The organism is Streptomyces nogalater, assembly GCF_039532885.1.
Classification (GTDB): Bacteria; Actinomycetota; Actinomycetes; order Streptomycetales; family Streptomycetaceae; genus Streptomyces; species Streptomyces nogalater.
Window position 1 is genome coordinate 75,742 of record NZ_BAAASM010000020.1, and the last position, 16,403, is coordinate 92,144.

The following is a 16,403-nucleotide window of genomic DNA, read 5'->3' on the forward strand; positions in this document are numbered from 1 at the left end:
GGCGACTCGTTCAGGTCCGGCCCGGTTCCGCCACCTCCACCTGGGCCGGCCGCAGGAGCTGGTCGCCGACCCGGTAGCCGGGGCGGAGGACGACGGTGCAGGTGGGCTGCCGGACGTCGGCGGAATACGTACACGAGACGGCCTCGTGCCGGGTGGGGTCGAACGGATCGCCCGCCGTGCCGAACGACCGCAGCCCCAGGGCCGCGAGTTCGCTCTCCAGGACCTCGGTCACCCGCCGGAAGCCGCCGGTGACCTCCCCGTGCCCGCGGGCCTGGCCGATGGCGTCGAGGACGGGCAGGAGGCCGGTGAGCACGTTGGCCACCGCTATCTCGCGGACCGCCAGACGGTCGCGGCCGACCCGTCGGCGGTAGTTGTCGAACTCGGCCTGCACGCGCCGCAGATCCGCCGTGCACTCGCGCAGCCGCGCGCGCAGCGCGGCGGCCTCGCCGGAGGGCGCGGCCGGCTGCCGGGCGGGCTCCACGTCGCCACGGCGGCGGGGCTCCAGGCTGGTCCCCGGGTCCCGTCGCCGGGTGTCCCCGACGACCGACAGCGAAGGCCCCCGACGCCGCTCGGTGCCGCTCGTACCGGTCATCCGGCACCGTCCTGTCGCTTGTCCTCGTCGACGATCTCGGCGTCCACCACGTCCTCGTCCGGCCCGCCCGCACCGGACCCGCCGCCGCCCGCACCGGACGGGCCGCCGCCCGCACCGCCGCCGGCCGCCTGCGCGCCCTGGTCCTGCTGCGCCTGGGCGTACATGGCGGTGCCCACCTTCTGGGCGGCGGCGGTGACCTTGTCCGTGGCCTGCCGCAGGGCCGAGCCGTCCGCCGGCTCCGCCTTCAGCGCCTGCTTCAGCTCCGCCAGCGCGGTGTCGACCTCGCCCCTGATGTCGGCAGGGATCTTGTCGGCGTTGTCGCTCAGGAGCCGTTCGGTCTGGTAGGCGACCTGCTCGGCACGGTTGCGGGTCTCGGCGGTCTCGCGCCGGCGCCGGTCCTCCTCGGCATGCTGCTCGGCCTCCCGCATCATGCGGTCGATGTCGTCCTTCGGGAGCGAGGAGCCGCCGGTGACGGTCATCTTCTGTTCCCGGCCGGTGCCGAGGTCCTTCGCCGTGACGTGCATGATGCCGTTGGCGTCGATGTCGAAGGAGACCTCGATCTGCGGGACGCCGCGCGGCGCCGGCGGCAGACCGGTCAGCTCGAACATGCCGAGCCTCTTGTTGTAGGCCGCGATCTCGCGTTCGCCCTGGTAGACCTGGATCTGCACCGACGGCTGGTTGTCCTCGGCCGTGGTGAAGATCTCCGAGCGCTTGGTCGGGATCGTGGTGTTGCGCTCGATCAGCTTGGTCATGATGCCGCCCTTGGTCTCGATGCCGAGGGACAGCGGGGTGACGTCGAGCAGCAGGACGTCCTTGACCTCGCCCTTGAGGACACCGGCCTGCAGGGCCGCGCCGACGGCCACGACCTCGTCCGGGTTGACGCCCTTGTGCGGGTCCTTGCCGGTCAGCTCCCGCACCAGGCCGGTCACCGCCGGCATCCGTGTGGAACCGCCGACCAGGATGACGTGGTCGATGTCGGACACCTTGATCCCGGCGTCCTTGACCGCGTTGTGGAACGGGCCCTTGCACCGCTCCAGGAGATCGCTGGTCAGCTGCTCGAACTGGGCGCGGGTGAGCTTCTCGTCCAGGTGCAGCGGGCCCTCGGCGGACGCCGTGATGTACGGCAGGTTGACCGAGGTCTCCGAGGACGACGACAGCTCGATCTTCGCCCGCTCCGCCGCCTCCCGCAGCCGCTGCACGGCCATCTTGTCCTTGGCCAGGTCGACGCCGTAGTGGTTCTTGAACTGCTGGACCAGGTGGTCGACGACCCGCTGGTCCCAGTCGTCGCCGCCCAGACGCGTGTCGCCGTTGGTCGCCTTGACCTCGACGACGCCCTCGCCGATCTCCAGGAGGGACACGTCGAAGGTGCCGCCGCCGAGGTCGAAGACGAGGACCGTCTGGTCGTTCTCCTTGTCCAGGCCGTAGGCCAGGGCGGCGGACGTGGGCTCGTTGATGATCCGCAGCACCTTCAGCCCGGCGATCTCCCCGGCCTCCTTGGTGGCGGTGCGCTGGGAGTCGTTGAAGTACGCCGGTACGGTGATCACCGCGTCCGTGACGTCCTCGCCGAGGTACGCCTCCGCGTCCCGCTTCAGCTTCTGCAGCACCCGCGCGGAGATCTCCTGCGCCGTGTACCGCTTGCCGTCGACGCTCCCGGTCTCCGGGAACCTCCACTGCGTGTCACCCATGTGCCGCTTGACCGAGCGCACGGTGCGCTCCACGTTGGTGACGGCCTGCCGTTTGGCGACCTCGCCGACGAGCACCTCGCCGTTCTTGGCGAACGCCACGACCGACGGGGTGGTGCGGGCGCCCTCGGTGTTCGCGATGACGGTGGGCTCGCCGCCCTCCAGGACCGAGACCACCGAGTTCGTCGTGCCGAGGTCGATTCCTACCGCGCGTGCCATGGCCCTCCTCCTCCCTCCGTTGCCAGACCCCGGAAGCGGACACACGCCACTGAGAGTCTGGATAAAGTCCCCAGGCCAGCTTGTCAAGAAATGCGGGTTTCCACCTCTTTACAAGCTTTTGCGGAGGGCGGTAGCAGTGGAGACGGGCCCGGGTCGGAAGGAGGAGAACCGATGATCACCGAACTGGCCGTCGAGCGCGTGGAATTCACCTGCGGCCACTGCTGGCACTCCTGGAGCGCCGATTACGACGTGCAGTACTACCGGGACGAGAACGGCGACGAATGGGAGTACTTCACCCGTGACGGCGACGGTGTGCCGTCCCCCTACGAACCCCAGGGCGCTCCGCCCTGCCCGCTCTGCGGTCGCCGCTGGGTGGGCCGTCTCGCGGCCCGCCGGCCCGTGCCCGTGCCGCCCGGCCCGGCCGGCGCGCCCCGGCGGCGGCTCACCACGACCCGCGAGCGGCACCGCACCGGCCGGCACGCCGCACCACCCCTGGACGCGGACGCCCACGAGCAGCCCCAGGACACCACGGCGGGGACGCCTGGCGAGTCCTGACGCCGCCGGAACGCCGCGGGCCTCCGCTCCGCTCAGCCGGCGCCCGGCAGCCCGGTCGCCGAGGTCACGGTGAACCGGGCGCCGTCGGGGTCGCGCAGGACGGCCTCCCGCTCGCCCTCCTCCAGGACGCTCCCGCCGTGCCGCTCCGCGGCCCGCGCGCACCCCGGCACATCGGTCACCAGGAAGGTGACCTGCCAGTGCGGCCGTACCGAGGGGTCGGGGGCGGTGTCCGACTCTCCCGATTCGATGCGCGCGACGACGAGGCCCCGGCTGCGCAGCACCACCTCGTCGGCTTCGTACTCGACCTCGCAGCTGCCGGGACGGTCCGAGGCCCAGTCGAGGACGCCGCCGTAGAACATGGCGGCGTCGAAGGCGTCGCGGGTGTGCAGGGTGATGAAGGCCGGTGCCGCGCGCCGCCAGGCCTCCCAGCGGCCGAACAGCTCCCCCTCCCAGATCCCGAAGGTGGCCCCGTGCCGGTCGGAGAGGAGGGCCACCCGTCCGGGCGGCAGCCGCAGCGGGCCGACACCCGCCGTGCCGCCCCGCTCCCGGGCCCGCGCCGCGGCCTGGTCCGCGTCCGGGACGGCGAAGTACGGCGTCCAGGCGACGCCGGTCTGCCGCAGGGCGGGCAGCACGGCGATCCCGGCGACCGGCGTGTCGTCCGCCAGCGCGATGCGGAAGTGATCGCCCGCCTCGGCCGGGCGCCACCGCCAGCCGAGCACGGCACTGTAGAAGTGCTGTGACGCCTCAAGATCGTGACTGGTCAGGCTGACCCAGCACGGTGCACCGCACACGGAGACCGCGGAGGCGGCGCCCGTGGCGCTGGAGGACTGTGTCTTGCCGTGATTCGTGGCCATCGCGCCCGGCCTCCTGTGTCCCAACCGCCAGCGCTGTGCGACCGATGTCCGACGGGAATGCGTAACCTGAAGCGTCAGCGTACCCACAGCCCCCTCACGGAAACGGCTCCTGTCGCGTGTCGCTAGCGGCGGGTGAGGCGGGTGAGGGTGACGCCGTTGGGGAAGGCGGTGCGTTCGGTGACATGGAACGCGGTGGGGTCGAAGGCGCCGTCGAAGGCCGGGATGCCGGCGCCGGCCACCACGGGGTAGTTCTTGATCACCAGTTCGTCGATCTCGGGCAGCAGGGCCCCCGCGAGCTTTCCGCCGCCGCACAGCCAGATGTCCAGGCCGGTGCCCTCCTCCCGCTTGAGCGTGCGGACGAGGCCGAGCGGGTCGCCCGGGACGACGGTGACGGCCGGGTCGACGTCCGGCGCGAGGGTGCTGGAGACCACGTACTGGCGCAGGTGGGCGTACGGACTGGTGAGGCCCGCGTCGAGCCCGGGGCGGTAGGTGCCCAGACCCATGAGGACGGTGTCGAAGTGCCGGTTGGGCGCGTCGTCCAGGCCGGCGGCGGCGCGGTGGGCCGTCGGGACGGTCTCGGGATACAGGGCGTTGGTCCAGGCGGAGTAGGCGGCGGCCTGCCGGTCGTCGCCGGCCGGGAAGAAGTCGTACTCGCCGCCGGGGCCGGCGATGCGGCCGTCGAGTGTGACGGCGACGTAGTACACGAGCTTGCGCAAGCTGGTAACTCCCTGCGTAGTACTCTGGTTGAAGTGGTTTGACCGTAGTACTACAGCTGGAGTGGTGTCAATGGTGAGACGGAACGACCGGCGGCGGGCCGCCCTCGTGGACGCGGCGATCGAGGTGCTGGCCAGGGAAGGCGCGCGAGGCCTGACGTTCCGGGCGGTCGACGTGGAGGCCGCCGTGCCCGTCGGCACCGCGTCCAACTACTTCGCCGACCGCGACGACCTGCTCACCCAGGCCGGGGCCCGGGTCTACGAGCGGCTCCAGCCCGACGAGGCCACGCTCGCCCGTCAGCGGGCGGCCGGCCGCGACCGGGAGACCTACGCGGAGCTGATGCGGGAACTCGTCGGCCGCGTGTCCTCCTTCCGCACCGGCTACCTCGCGCTGCTCGAACTGCGCCTTGAGGCCACCCGCCGCCCCGGACTCCGCGCGGTCCTCACCGAGCGGGTCCGGGCCGACATCGAGGCCAACGTCGCCTATCACGAGGCGTCCGGGCTCCCCGGCGACGCCATGGCGGTCAAACTCCTCATGCTGGCGCTCAACTGGCTGATCGTCGAGCAGCTCACCCTGCCGGACGTCTTCACGGAGGCGGAGCGTGAGCGACTGGTGGCGGCGGCCGTCGAGCGCATTGTGACGGACGAGTAGGCGGCCCGGGACCGTGCGGGCGGCCGGCCCCCGCCCGCCGGCTCAGCGCCGTAGCGCCGCCCGCGCCGGCAGGGTCACCGCCAGCACGCCCAGCCCCATCGCGCCCCCGGCGAAGGCCCCGTACACCAGCGGCGGCACGTACGGGTCCGCGCCGGTCAGGCCGCGCGTCATCGGAACCAGGGTGACCGCGGCGATGGCCGTGCCCAGGACGACACCGGCCACCGCCACCAGCAGGCCTTCCCAGCGCAGCATGCCCATCACCTGGCGCCGGGTGGCGCCGACGAGGCGGAGCACGCCCAGCTCGCGGCGGCGGTCGAGGACGGTCATCACCAGGGTGTTGACGGCGGCCACGGCGGCGAAGCCGCCCAGGACCGCGGCCATCGTGTAGTTGGCCCAGGCGTTCAGCTCGTGGCCCGCGGACCGCTGCGCCGCGTAGCCGGACCCGTCGGCGACCTCGCCCAGCGGGGCGAGGTCGCGCGCGTCCCCGCCGCGTACGAGCAGCGTGCTGACGAAGCCCGAGGAGACGTGGGCGGCCAGCGACGCGCGGTCCATGGTCACGGCCGGGAGGCCGAGCCCGCGGCCGTAGACGGCGACGACCTCGGGGCCGGCCTCGGTGCCGTCCGGGAGGTACATCGGCAGCCGGTCGCCGACCGTGACCCCGGCCGACGCGGCGAGCGTGGTGTCGATGGCGACCCGGCCCCCGCCGACCCGGTCCAGGCTGCCGTCGCGCACATCGAGGTCCTGCACCTCGGCGAGGTGTGCGCCGGAACCGGAGACGCCCTGGGCCGCCGCGTCCCGCAACCAGCGGTCGCCGCCCGATCCGACGGGTACCAGCACCCGGGTGTCGAGCAGGCCCACCGCGGCCCGGACGCCGGGAGCACGGGCGGCGCGGCCGACGTTTTTGGTGGGCAGGCCGGCGGGGTGGGTGATGACATGGTCCGCGGTGATGCCGGCGCGCAACTGCCGGGCGGCCACGTGGCTTTCGCTCGTGTGCAGGAAGGTGAGCGTCGAGGCGAAGGCCATGGCCAGCACGATCGGGGTGATCGCGGAGGCCAGTCGGCGCGCGTTGGTACGGGAGTTGGCGGCGGCGAGCGAGGCGGCGGCACCGAGCCCGCGCAGCAACAGCCCGGACAGGGCCGCGCACAGCCGCGCCACCAGCGGGCCGAGCAACGCGACCGCGAGCATGAAGAGCATCACGACGCCGAGGGCCGCGTTGGCCGCGTCCTCCCCGGCCGAACGGGCGGCGAGGACGGTGAGGAACCCGCCGCCGGCCAGCGCGCCCAGGCCCAGCGCCGTACGGAGCACGCCCGGTCGCCGCCCGTCCACCGAGGCCTCGGTGAGCGCCTGCCCCGGTTTGATCCGCGCGGGCCGGCGCCCGGCCGCCCAGCCGGCGGCGAGCGCGGTCAGCAGCCCCGTGCCGACGGCGACGACGCACGGGATCCAGGAGATGTACAGGTGTACGGGTTCCGGGACCGCCCCGCGGTCCTTCAACTGCCCGAACCACCAGTGCGCGAGCCCCACCCCGGGCAGGCAGCCGGCGAGCCCGGCGACGGGCGCGACGAGCAGCGCCTCCGCGGCGACCGCGCGGCGGAGCTGCCGCGGCGTGGCACCGATGGCGCGCAGCAGCGCGAACTCCCGGGCCCGTTGCGCGACGGACAGGGCCACCGTGCCGGCGGCGGTGAAGACGGCGACCAGGGCGGCGATGCCGCCGAAGCTGCCACCGAGCCCCGTCAGGATCTCCTTGGCCTGCCCGAGCCCGGGGTCCTCCACGGCGCCGCGGTCGTCACCGGTGTGCACCGTGGCGCCGGAGCCGGCCAGCGCCCGCCGCACACCGGCGGCGACGGCGTCGGTGTCCGTCCCGTCCTCCGTCAGTACGGCGATGGCGTCGGCCTTGCCCGGATGCCCGGCGAGCGCGGGCGACCGGGCGTCGGCGAACCACCCCACGGGGCCCTCGCCCAGGTCGCCGTCCCCGGCCCTCGCCAGCCCGGAGACGCGGAAGCCGGCGCGTCCGGCGGCGGTTTCGAGCGTGACGGTGTCGCCGACGCCGGCCCTGGCGGCCCGTGCGGCGGCGTCGTCGAGGACGACCTCCCCGGTACGGGGCGCGGTCCCGGAGCGGAGCGCGGCTCCGGTGAAGACGTGCGCTCCCCAGCCGTGGCCCGTGAACGCGTGGTCGCCCTGGCGCACGGGAAACGTGAAGTCCGGTACGGCCGCCCGGACGCCGGGCACGCGGGCCACCCGGCCGGCCGGCGCGGTGTCCACGCGGGCGGTGTCCGGCAGCGGGGTCGCCGACTCGGAGCGGCTGTCCCCGCTGCCCGTGACGAGGCGGGCGTACTGGTCCGCCGCCGCGACGACCGGCGCCTTGGCGTACCGGGTGGGCGGGACCGAGGCGCGGACGCCGGTCTCCAGGAGGATGCCGCAGGCGGAGACGATCAGCGTCGCCATCAGCAGCGCCACGAAGGTGCCGGCGAACGAGGCGGGCCGGCAGCGTACGGCCGCGCGGGCGAGGCCGTTGGGGGCGAGGCTCCTCACGCGACGGCCACCGCCGTCGCACCCGTACGGGAGGTGAGGGCGGCCATGTGCGCGGCGATCCGCTCCGGCGTGCCGCGGTCGAGGCCGCCGGCGAAGACCCCGCCGGCGAGGAAGAGCACGCGGTCGGCCCAGGCGGCGGCGGCCGGATCGTGGGTGACCATGACGACGGTGGCCCCGAGGGTGTCCACCGCGTCCCGGAGCAGGCCGAGGATCCCGGCGGCGGTCTGGGTGTCGAGGGCGCCGGTGGGCTCGTCGGCGAACACCACGTCCGGGTCGGTGACCAGGGCGCGGGCGACGGCCACGCGCTGCTGCTGGCCGCCGGACAGCTCGCCGGGCCGGCGCCCGGCCTTGTCGGCGAGGCCGACCCGCGCGAGCAGCTCCTTCGCCCGCCGGCGGTCCTGGCGCCGCCCGGCGAGGCGCGTCGGGAGCAGCACGTTCTGCTCCACGGTGAGGGAGGGCAGCAGGTTGAAGGACTGGAAGACGAAGCCGACGCGGCTGCGGCGCAACTCGGTGAGCCGGTTCTCCCGCATGCCCGTGATCTCCGTACCGCCGAGCCGTACGGAGCCGGCCGTCGGCCGGTCGAGCCCGGCCGCGCACTGCAAGAAGGTGGACTTGCCGGACCCGGACGGGCCCATGACCGCGGTGAACGTGCCCCGGGGCAGGGCGAGATCGATGCCCGCGAGGGCGTGCACGGTGCCGGAGCCGCGGCCGTACTCCCGCCGTACCCCGCGCAGTTCGACGGCGAGACCGGGTGTGTCCGGGGGCTCCGGCCGGTCGTCCGCCGTCCGCCGCTTGCCGCCGCGCAGCCTCATGGTCCGTCCTCTCGCGTGCTGTCCCAGCCGATGACCCGACGCTACGGAACACGGTCGTCGCGGGACATGGAGGCTCCCGGCGGACCGGGGGTGGGGATATCCCGAGGCCACCGCTCAGGACAGCTCGACCCGGAGGACGAGCCCGGGCCGTCGGCACACCGGCGGCCCGGCGCCCGCCCGGTTTGGTCCCAACGGGTGACGGCCGCGCGCGCTCGGCGCGCCCGGCCCGCCCGGGGCCGCGAGGCCGCCCGCAATCCACGAGGTCTCGTCCGCCTACGCGTCGCGGCTCGTCACGGGCTCTACGCGGTCCGACTCCGTGGGAGCACAGCATGCCTACCCTCTTCCGCGGACGGCTCGCCCTCCCGGCCACCGCCCTGGCCGCGGCGGCCGTCGCCGTCTCACCGGCCGGCGCCGGCCAGGCCCTCGCCCACGCCCCCTGCTTCGACCGCGCCACTCGGCCCGCTGGGCCGGGGAACTCGACCTCGTCAAAGGCGCCCTGCTGCCCAACCACCACGAACCCGCGAGCCTCGGCGACATCGACGGGTGGGCGCCGATGATGAAGGAGTTCGAGAAGCGCGGCATCCCGGTCACCCTCCAGCCGACCTCGGCACCGACGCCGAGGAACTGTCCACCATGGACCCGGCCGAACACATCGCCATCGTCCGCGGGCTCCTCACCCGGTACCCCCGCCTCACCCTCGACCTGAGCCGGCGCGTCCTGGAGGACCAGTACTTCGGCAAGCCGGGGTCCGCCGGATGTACGCCGACCTCCTCGACGCCTTTCCCACCCGCGCCGTCCCCGGACGCCGAGGCCCCCCGGATCTGCGAGCGGGGGTGACCCGGCGGGCGGATCCATCTGCCGCCGCCCGCCCGGCTCACAGCACCGCCCGGGCGGTGGGGGACTGGCCGTCGCCCGCCTGCCGGGCCCGCTCGACGAGCATGCGCGTCAGGATCTCCAGGTGGTCGCCGCCGAAGGCCTCGGTCCAGTCCACCGCCTCGATGCCGTAGGTGACGCCGGCCACGACGCTGCCGACCCTGACCACGGACATCACCGTCTTGCCGGAGGACGTCTCCCGGCCGCCGGTGGCGTGGCTCTCGTCCCCGAGGGCCGGCAGCGCCATGGAGGGCGGGGACTTCTTCCTTATCTCCTGGTAGGCCGATTTCGCGGCCTGGACGCTGGAGAGTGCGTATATCTCGAATCCGGCGACGTTGCGCGTCGACGGGTCCTTGTACGTGGCCTCGCCGCAGAACAGCACGCCGGGCAGAGCGGACCGGCACTGTGACGCGGAGGCGTCGAGCACCCGGGGGGCGGATTCCTGTGTCCAGCCGCCGGGCACCGCGTCCAGCCCGGGAAGGACCGACGTCACCACGTCACGGTCCCCGAGGACCGGACGCGGCTGCCCGCCGGCCGGCGCGTTCTCCGCGCCGTCCGCGGAAGCGCCCGGAACACCCCCCTCTCGGAGGGCGTCCTGCCGTGTCGACGTGCCGCTTCCCGGGCCGGGCGAGTCGTCCACCCCGATCGCGCGCACGCCCCCGTACACGGCGAGCGCCACGATCCCCATCACGAGCGCGACCAACGCCAGCAGGGCGCCCGGGCCGCCGCGGGTGGTCGAGATCGTCAGCGGACCGAGGGAGATGTTGCTGCCGCGCAACCGGTTGCCGTCCCCGATGACCACGCTCCCGGCAGGCGCCGGCGGTTGCGGGGGAGGCGGTGGTGCTTCGAACAGGGAGAGCAGTTGCCGCGCGAACGCCGGGTCCGCGTCGAGAACGTCCCGCAGCGCGGCGTGGAGCCGGCCGGCCGCCGCCGAGTCGTCGGGGGCGCGGTCCAGCCCCGTCAGGGCCGCCCGGCCCTGCTCCGAACCGTCCAGACGCTCCCGGACCAGGCCGGAGACCATCTGCACCGTTTGCGTGCCGATCGCGGTGCCCGCGCCGGTGATCGCGGCCACGACGAGAGGTACCGCCGCCGATGCCAGGCTCGCTGTGTCCATGCCCGCTCCCCCCGTGAGTAGGGCCAAGTATGGGGAGCCTCCCCCAGGAACTGAAGGTGCTCGGCGGTACGGCCCGAAGCCCGTTCCTGGCGGTGCGAACCCGCGCCCGTCGGGTGGACGGTGGCGGGTCGCGCGGTCCCGACCGCCCGCCGGCGGGCCTCGTCCGTCCTGCCGGCCGAGACCGGACCAGGGCCCCGGTCAGAGGGTCAGGTGGGGGTGGGCGGGGCTGAGGAAGTGGACCGCCGTCCGGTCGGTGTGGGGGATGAGCAGGTCCTGGAGCTCGTCCGCGGCGGCCTTGAGGAGGTGGCCGTCGCGGGTGGCCTGGAGGGTTTCCAGGACGAAGGCGACACGTGCCGAATCCTCGGTGACACGGGTGCGGTGGGCATCGCGGTGGTTCCAGTGGCGGGTCAGGACGCCGGTGGTGTCGGCGTAAATGATCTCGCCCGGCTTCGGGGTCTCCACCGTGCCGGGTTCGCCGAGCGGGGTGAACTCCTCCGCCCCTTCCGCGTGGCGGATGTCGATGTCGCCGGTGACGTGGTCGAGGTCGAAGGCGCCGGCGGGCAGGCCGTGGCGGACGGAGACGGCGTTGTAGGAGTCCACGGCCGGGTTGATACGCGGCAGGCTGCCCTTCTTGGCCATACGGCGGCCGAGCGCGTCGACGCTGGGGCGGATGCGGCGGGGGTTGGTGCCGAAGGAGCGGTAGGCGGTGTGCCAGGCCTCGATGCGCGGGTCCGTCTCGTCGGCCGGCTGCCAGGTGCCGGCGGCGAGTTGCCGCTCCAGGTCCTCGACGGCGGTGACGGTGGCGGGCCAGGGCTCGTGGCCGCGCAGACCGGTGACGGTGACCAGGGCGATGAGCGTGTCGGGGAAGGCGTCCGCGACGGCGGGGCTGATGCGGAAGGCGGTCATGGGCGGGTTCCTGTTTCGTGCGAGTGCGAGTGCGAGTGCGAGTGCGAGTGCGAGTGCGAGTGCGGGTCGGGCGCGGGTGCGGGTGCAGCGCGGGGCGCGAGGTGCCGGTGGCCGATGCGGGTGCCGGTGGCCGGTGGCCGGTGGCGGGTGGCGGGTGGCGGGGGTCACGGGGTCCAGGTGCCCACGCGGTCCAGTCGCTCCAGTTGCCGGCGGGCGGTGGGTACGTCGAGGCCGTGGCCGCGCCGGGTGAGGCGGTCGGCGACGGCGGTGCGGTGCTCGACGGGTTTGTGGTCGTCGTACTTGAACTTGGCCCGTACGTCGACGACATCCAGGCGCAGGCCGCGGATACCGGGGAGCATCCGGCCGTACGGGGGCTCGTCGGGGTCGATGGGGGCGTGGTCGCCGTCGGGCTGGAAGTGCGCCATCTGGCGGCGCAGCAGGTCGGCTTTGGCCTGGGGGTCGTCGATGATGTGGGCGCGGCAGGTGAACTGGACGGCGGCGTAGTAGCTGGTGGGGACGCCGTCAGTGGGCGGGATGTCCGGCTTGGCGCGCCAGGGGCCGGGGATGAAGGCGTAGTCGCCGATGACGGTGAAGACGACGTTCGGGTCGTGCTCGATCGCCTTCCAGGCCGGATTGGGGCGGGCGAGGTGGATCAGCAGCCGGCCGTCGTCCGGGGCGAAGTGGGTGGGGACGACGACGGGCGGCAGGCCCGGCGGACCGTTGACGCCGAGCTGGCCGAAGTCGTGGCCCTCGGCGATCCAGTTCCGCCATTCGGCGTCGTCCAGGGCGGCGTCCCAGGGCTGGATGAACATGCGCTTCTTCCTGCGGGAACGGGGTGGCGGGGCGGGGCGGGCAAGGGTGGGCGAGTCGGGGGCGGGCAGGGAGAGGGGCCGGCGGCGGAGCGTGCGCGAGACGATCCCTTACCATCAATAGAACGACTGAACCGTACAACGTACCGACCAGAGCGTGTCAATCGAACGACCGAGCGGTGCAGTGCGGTGCCCCATTGAGGAAGTGATCGGATGGCAGAGACCGAGGCGGCCCTGCGGACGCTCGCGCGCAACGTCCGGGCGGCCCGTACCCGCGCCGGTTTGTCGCTGGACGAACTCGGCCGGCGGGCCCAGGTCAGCAAGGGCGCCTTGGTCGCGCTGGAGAAGGCCCAGGGCAACCCGAACTTCGCCACCCTGGTACGGCTGGCCGACACCCTCGGCGTCTCCGTCTCCGCCCTCCTGGAGGGCCGCACCGAAGGACGCGTACGCGTCGTGGCCGCCGGCGATCTGACCCCGCTGTGGAGCGGACCGCGCGGGAGTGAGGCCCGGCTCATGCTGACCACCCCGGGGCCGGCCCCCGTCGAGGTCTGGCGCTGGACGCTGGAGCCGGGGGAGGAGTACCCGAGCCACCCCCACCAGGCGGGCGTCGTGGAAACCGTCAGCGTCACGTCCGGCCGGATGACGCTGATCGTGGACGGCGCCGAGCACCCCGTGGAAGCGGGCCAGACCGCCGCCTTCGACGGAGACGTCCCCCACACCTACCGGGGTGCGGGCACCGGGACCTGCCACCTGATCATGACCGTCCACCTGCCGCCCGGCCCCGCTTCCCCGGCCTGACCGGCGCGGGCCGGACGCCGTCGGCTCCTTCCGGAGCCGAGCCCACGACTCCCGGCATGGAAAACGCCCCGGCCGTGACGGGGGACTCACGGCCGGGGCGGTCGGTGGTGGGCGCGGACGGCGGTCGCCTCGCGGCGAAGGGCTCCACAGGGCTTCAGCCGAACGATCTTCCCTGTGGGCGAATGGTGAGGCCCGGGGACACTGTCCCGTCCACACCCACGGCTTGTTCAACGGGCAACCACACTGGGGGTGTTCCGTTCACTCCCGTGACGTGCGTCACCGCCCGCGCCAAGGCGTCCGGGCCCGCGCCGGTGCGTCACGGCTCACGCCAGCGGGCTCGCGGCCAGCCGCGCGAGCAGGTCGGCGCAGTCGGCGTACACCGCCTCCGCCCCGGCCTCCTCCAGATCCGCGCGGGGAATCCCGCCGCACAGCACCCCCACACAGCGCACCCCGGCCTTGCTGCCCGCCCGCATGTCCCACACGGTGTCCCCGACGAACACCGCCCGCGAGGCCGGGACCCCGGCCAGCTCCAGGGCGTGCTCCACCGGCTCGGGAGCCGGCTTGCCCTCCTGGACGTCGTCGGAGCTGGCCGTGGCCGTGATGGCGTCGTCCGCGTCGATCGCCCGGCGCAGCGCGCCCAGCTCGGCGCCGCTCGCCGAGGTGGCGAGGACCACCGCCCAGCCGTCCCCGCGCAGCCGCCGCAGCAGCTCCCCGGCGCCCGGCAGGGCGGGCAGCCGGTCGAAGTACTGGCCGTACAGCGCCGTGTGCGCGGCGCTCAGCTCGCTGTCCCGGTCCCGGTCGCGGCCGTCGCCGAGCAGGTGGGCGATCAGGTCCGTGGAGCCCAGGCCGACGGCCCGGTGCACGGCGTGCATGGGCACCTCGTGCCCCGCCTGGCGGAAGGCCTCCCACCAGGTGACGACGTGCAGGTGGTTGGTGTCGACGAGGGTTCCGTCCACGTCGAACACGGCGGCTCGTTCCATGCGGGATCCTTTCCTGGCACTCGCTGCCGGAACGGGTACCACGCGGGGGCGGGTAAGGAACCCGTCGCGCGGGCCGGGACGGGTGCAATGCCGGGGGGATCGGGGATCCGCCGCGCGGCCGGGACAGGCGCCGTCCCCGGGGGCGGGGATCCGTCGCGCGGCCGGGGTGGGTGTCGCGCCGGGTGGGTCGGGGGACCGCTGTGCGGCCGGGGTGGGTGTCGCGCCGGGCGGGTCGGGGATCCGCTGTGCGGCCGGGGCGGGTGCCACGCCGGGCGGGTCGGGAATCCGCCGTGCGGACCGGGGGACAGGTGCCGCCCCGAGTGGGTCAGGAATAGTCCGTCGCGCGGGTCGGCAGGCGGCCCTCGTGGGTCCAGGTCAGCAGGTCCTCGGCCGGCCAGGTGGTCACCACCCGCCCGGGCGGCACCCCGCACTCCTCGGCCCGGGCGCAGCCGAGGATCTGCCAGTCCAGCTGGCCGGGCGCGTGCGCGTCGGTGTCCACGGCGAACAGCACCCCCGCCTCCACCGCCCGCCGCAGCAGCCGCCGCGGCGGGTCGAGCCGCTCCGGGCGGCTGTTGATCTCCACCGCCGTCCCCGACTCCGCGCACGCGGCGAACACCGCGTCCGCGTCGAACCGCGACTCCGGGCGCCCCCGGCCGGTCACCAGGCGCCCGGTGCAGTGCCCGAGGACGTCGGCGTGCGGATCGCGTACGGCGGTCACCATGCGGCGGGTCATGGACCGGGCGTCCATCCGCAGCTTGGAGTGCACCGAGACCACCACCACGTCGAGCCGCGCCAGCAGCTCCGGCTCCTGGTCCAGCGAGCCGTCCTCCAGGATGTCGCACTCGATGCCGGTGAGCAGCCGGAACGGCGCCCAGCGCGCGTTCAGCTCCGCCACCACGGCCAGCTGCTCCCGCAGCCGTTCGGCCGACAGGCCCCGGGCCACGGTCAGCCGGGGCGAGTGGTCGGTGAGCGCCGCCCACTCGTGCCCCAGCCCGGCGGCCGTCCGTACCATCTCCTCGATCGGGCTGCCCCCGTCGGACCAGTCCGAGTGGGTGTGGCAGTCCCCCCGGATCAACGCCCGCAGCCCGGCCCCCGGGCCCTCGGGCGGAGCCCCGGCCTCCTCCTCCAGCCGGCGCAGATAGCCGGGCACCTCGCCGGCCAGCGCCTCCCGCACCACCTGCGCGGTCTTCGGCCCGACCCCCTTCAGCGACTGAAGCGTCCCGGCGGCGGCCCGCTCGGCCACCTCGTCCCCGGGCAGCGCGGCCAGCGCCCGGGCGGCGGTACGGAAGGCCCGTACCCGGTAGGCGGGCGCGAGCGCCCGCTCCAGCAGAAACGCGATCCGGTCGAGAGCGGCGACGGGTTCCATCCCACCAGGTTCACACCAGGATGCGGGGGACCGCACGAGCACCCATGCGCCCCGCCATGCTCCCTCACCCCCGATACGGCCCCGTTTGTCCACCCCGCCCCCGGGTACTGCCATGCCCACACTCATCGAGAGGAGGCCGGTCATGCCCAAAGCGGCCATCGTCACCGGCGCGGACTCCGGCATCGGCCGCGCCACCGCCGTACGCCTGGCCGAGGCGGGTCTGGACGTCGGGATCACCTGGCACACCGACGACAAGGGCGCCGAGGAGACGGCCGAGCGGGTCCGCGCGCACGGCCGCCGCGCCGCCGTGACCCGGCTGGACCTGACCCGGCTGCCCGAGGCCGCCGACACCGTGGACGAGCTGTGCGAGGAGCTGGGCCGGATCGACGTCCTGGTCAACAACGCCGGTACGGGCACGATGACGCCGTACCTCGACCTCACCCTGGCGGATGTGCGCCGGGTCCTGGACGTCGACCTCGTCGGCCCCTTCCTGCTGGGCCAGCGGGCCGCGCGCCGGATGATCGAGCAGGGCGACGGCGGCCGGATCGTCAACGTCACCTCGGTGCACGAGCACCAGCCCCGGGTCGGCGCCGCCCCGTACTGCGCGGCCAAGGGCGGGCTCGGTCTGCTCACCCAGGTGATGGCCCTGGAGCTGGCCGAGTACGGCATCACGGTGAACGCGGTCGCGCCCGGTGAGATCGCCACCCCGATGACCGGCCAGGAGGACACCGACGTGCACACCGTGCGCCGCCCCGGCGTGCCGCTCGGCCGGCCCGGCGACGCCCGCGAGGTGGCCGCCGTGATCGCGTTCCTGGCGAGCCCCGACGCCTCGTACGTCACCGGCGCCTCCTGGAACGTCGACGGCGGCATGCTGCGCATGGGCCCGCAGGCCGGATCCCATCTGACCAGCGACGGCTGGCGCCGCCCATGAGCGGCCGGGCGCGGCTGC

The 16,403-nt window shown here is 74.3% G+C and carries 16 protein-coding genes; 5 read left to right on the forward strand and 11 right to left on the reverse strand.

Going from position 1 to position 16,403, the window contains the following annotated elements; translation table 11 throughout:
- Window positions 1-10: 10 nt before the first annotated feature.
- Window positions 11-592: a nucleotide exchange factor GrpE gene (gene grpE / locus ABD350_RS16140; RefSeq protein WP_344348787.1), complete on the reverse strand. Its 582-nt coding sequence runs from the start codon at window positions 590-592 to the stop codon at window positions 11-13.
- A complete protein-coding gene (gene dnaK / locus ABD350_RS16145) occupies window positions 589-2,493 on the reverse strand; it encodes a molecular chaperone DnaK (RefSeq protein ID WP_344348788.1) in 1,905 nt (634 codons plus the stop codon). The genes grpE and dnaK overlap by 4 nt, the downstream gene beginning before the upstream one ends.
- 171 nt (window positions 2,494-2,664) lie before the next feature.
- Here dnaK and ABD350_RS16150 point away from each other — a divergent pair, with 171 nt between their 5' ends.
- Window positions 2,665-3,048 carry a hypothetical protein gene (locus tag ABD350_RS16150; protein ID WP_344348789.1) on the forward strand — a complete coding sequence of 128 codons (384 nt, stop codon included), beginning with the start codon at window positions 2,665-2,667 and terminating at the stop codon, window positions 3,046-3,048.
- 32 nt (window positions 3,049-3,080) lie between these two features.
- Here the strand turns inward: ABD350_RS16150 and ABD350_RS16155 are convergent, their stop codons facing one another.
- Window positions 3,081-3,902, reverse strand: coding sequence for a VOC family protein (locus ABD350_RS16155; RefSeq protein WP_344348790.1), 822 nt, complete (start codon window positions 3,900-3,902; stop codon window positions 3,081-3,083).
- 122 nt (window positions 3,903-4,024) lie between these two features.
- Window positions 4,025-4,618 carry a dihydrofolate reductase family protein gene (locus tag ABD350_RS16160; protein WP_344348791.1) on the reverse strand — a complete coding sequence of 198 codons (594 nt, stop codon included), beginning with the start codon at window positions 4,616-4,618 and terminating at the stop codon, window positions 4,025-4,027.
- A gap of 70 nt (window positions 4,619-4,688) precedes the next feature.
- Here ABD350_RS16160 and ABD350_RS16165 point away from each other — a divergent pair, with 70 nt between their 5' ends.
- Entirely contained in the window at window positions 4,689-5,267 is a 579-nt protein-coding gene (locus tag ABD350_RS16165) for a TetR/AcrR family transcriptional regulator (protein ID WP_344348792.1), read from the forward strand.
- 42 nt (window positions 5,268-5,309) lie between these two features.
- On the opposite strand, the gene ABD350_RS16170 is transcribed toward ABD350_RS16165, so the two are convergent.
- The gene (locus ABD350_RS16170; RefSeq protein WP_344348793.1) at window positions 5,310-7,796 is read right to left on the reverse strand and encodes an FtsX-like permease family protein; all 2,487 of its coding nucleotides are present in this window, start codon (window positions 7,794-7,796) and stop codon (window positions 5,310-5,312) included.
- Window positions 7,793-8,608 carry an ABC transporter ATP-binding protein gene (locus ABD350_RS16175; RefSeq protein WP_344348794.1) on the reverse strand — a complete coding sequence of 272 codons (816 nt, stop codon included), beginning with the start codon at window positions 8,606-8,608 and terminating at the stop codon, window positions 7,793-7,795. The genes ABD350_RS16170 and ABD350_RS16175 overlap by 4 nt, the downstream gene beginning before the upstream one ends.
- Window positions 8,609-9,241: 633 nt before the next feature.
- On the opposite strand from ABD350_RS16175, the gene ABD350_RS16180 reads away from it, so the two are divergent.
- A complete protein-coding gene (locus ABD350_RS16180) occupies window positions 9,242-9,445 on the forward strand; it encodes a hypothetical protein (protein ID WP_344348795.1) in 204 nt (67 codons plus the stop codon).
- A gap of 37 nt (window positions 9,446-9,482) precedes the next feature.
- Here the strand turns inward: ABD350_RS16180 and ABD350_RS16185 are convergent, their stop codons facing one another.
- The 3 genes from ABD350_RS16185 to ABD350_RS16195 form a co-directional block, all read right to left on the reverse strand.
- Window positions 9,483-10,595 (reverse strand): hypothetical protein, encoded by a 1,113-nt coding sequence (locus ABD350_RS16185; RefSeq protein WP_344348796.1) that lies wholly within the window; start codon window positions 10,593-10,595, stop codon window positions 9,483-9,485.
- Window positions 10,596-10,793: 198 nt separating this feature from the next.
- Window positions 10,794-11,501 (reverse strand): B3/B4 domain-containing protein, encoded by a 708-nt coding sequence (locus ABD350_RS16190; protein ID WP_344348797.1) that lies wholly within the window; start codon window positions 11,499-11,501, stop codon window positions 10,794-10,796.
- 164 nt (window positions 11,502-11,665) lie between these two features.
- Window positions 11,666-12,313, reverse strand: coding sequence for an FMN-binding negative transcriptional regulator (locus ABD350_RS16195; RefSeq protein ID WP_344348798.1), 648 nt, complete (start codon window positions 12,311-12,313; stop codon window positions 11,666-11,668).
- A gap of 210 nt (window positions 12,314-12,523) precedes the next feature.
- Here ABD350_RS16195 and ABD350_RS16200 point away from each other — a divergent pair, with 210 nt between their 5' ends.
- Window positions 12,524-13,108, forward strand: coding sequence for a helix-turn-helix domain-containing protein (locus tag ABD350_RS16200; RefSeq protein ID WP_344348799.1), 585 nt, complete (start codon window positions 12,524-12,526; stop codon window positions 13,106-13,108).
- Between the two features lie 323 nt (window positions 13,109-13,431).
- On the opposite strand, the gene ABD350_RS16205 is transcribed toward ABD350_RS16200, so the two are convergent.
- On the reverse strand, window positions 13,432-14,088 hold the full coding sequence (locus ABD350_RS16205) for an HAD family hydrolase (protein WP_344348800.1): 657 nt from the start codon (window positions 14,086-14,088) through the stop codon (window positions 13,432-13,434).
- 325 nt (window positions 14,089-14,413) lie between these two features.
- Entirely contained in the window at window positions 14,414-15,454 is a 1,041-nt protein-coding gene (locus ABD350_RS16210; RefSeq protein WP_344348801.1) for a PHP domain-containing protein, read from the reverse strand.
- A gap of 142 nt (window positions 15,455-15,596) precedes the next feature.
- Here ABD350_RS16210 and ABD350_RS16215 point away from each other — a divergent pair, with 142 nt between their 5' ends.
- The gene (locus tag ABD350_RS16215; RefSeq protein ID WP_344348802.1) at window positions 15,597-16,385 is read left to right on the forward strand and encodes an SDR family oxidoreductase; all 789 of its coding nucleotides are present in this window, start codon (window positions 15,597-15,599) and stop codon (window positions 16,383-16,385) included.
- The last annotated feature ends 18 nt before the right edge of the window (window positions 16,386-16,403 follow it).

Bases quoted from the DNA above. Each gene is read 5' to 3' on its own strand.
- ABD350_RS16175 (WP_344348794.1), bottom strand. From the start codon at position 8,608: ATGAGGCTGCGCGGCGGCAAGCGGCGGACGGCGGACGACCGGCCGGAG.
- ABD350_RS16195 (WP_344348798.1), bottom strand. From the start codon at position 12,313: ATGTTCATCCAGCCCTGGGACGCCGCCCTGGACGACGCCGAATGGCGG.
- dnaK (WP_344348788.1), bottom strand. From the start codon at position 2,493: ATGGCACGCGCGGTAGGAATCGACCTCGGCACGACGAACTCGGTGGTC.
- ABD350_RS16190 (WP_344348797.1), bottom strand. From the start codon at position 11,501: ATGACCGCCTTCCGCATCAGCCCCGCCGTCGCGGACGCCTTCCCCGAC.
- ABD350_RS16205 (WP_344348800.1), bottom strand. From the start codon at position 14,088: ATGGAACGAGCCGCCGTGTTCGACGTGGACGGAACCCTCGTCGACACC.
- ABD350_RS16215 (WP_344348802.1), top strand. From the start codon at position 15,597: ATGCCCAAAGCGGCCATCGTCACCGGCGCGGACTCCGGCATCGGCCGC.
- ABD350_RS16150 (WP_344348789.1), top strand. From the start codon at position 2,665: ATGATCACCGAACTGGCCGTCGAGCGCGTGGAATTCACCTGCGGCCAC.
- ABD350_RS16155 (WP_344348790.1), bottom strand. From the start codon at position 3,902: ATGGCCACGAATCACGGCAAGACACAGTCCTCCAGCGCCACGGGCGCC.
- ABD350_RS16200 (WP_344348799.1), top strand. From the start codon at position 12,524: ATGGCAGAGACCGAGGCGGCCCTGCGGACGCTCGCGCGCAACGTCCGG.
- ABD350_RS16165 (WP_344348792.1), top strand. From the start codon at position 4,689: ATGGTGAGACGGAACGACCGGCGGCGGGCCGCCCTCGTGGACGCGGCG.
- grpE (WP_344348787.1), bottom strand. From the start codon at position 592: ATGACCGGTACGAGCGGCACCGAGCGGCGTCGGGGGCCTTCGCTGTCG.
- ABD350_RS16185 (WP_344348796.1), bottom strand. From the start codon at position 10,595: ATGGACACAGCGAGCCTGGCATCGGCGGCGGTACCTCTCGTCGTGGCC.
- ABD350_RS16180 (WP_344348795.1), top strand. From the start codon at position 9,242: ATGGACCCGGCCGAACACATCGCCATCGTCCGCGGGCTCCTCACCCGG.
- ABD350_RS16210 (WP_344348801.1), bottom strand. From the start codon at position 15,454: ATGGAACCCGTCGCCGCTCTCGACCGGATCGCGTTTCTGCTGGAGCGG.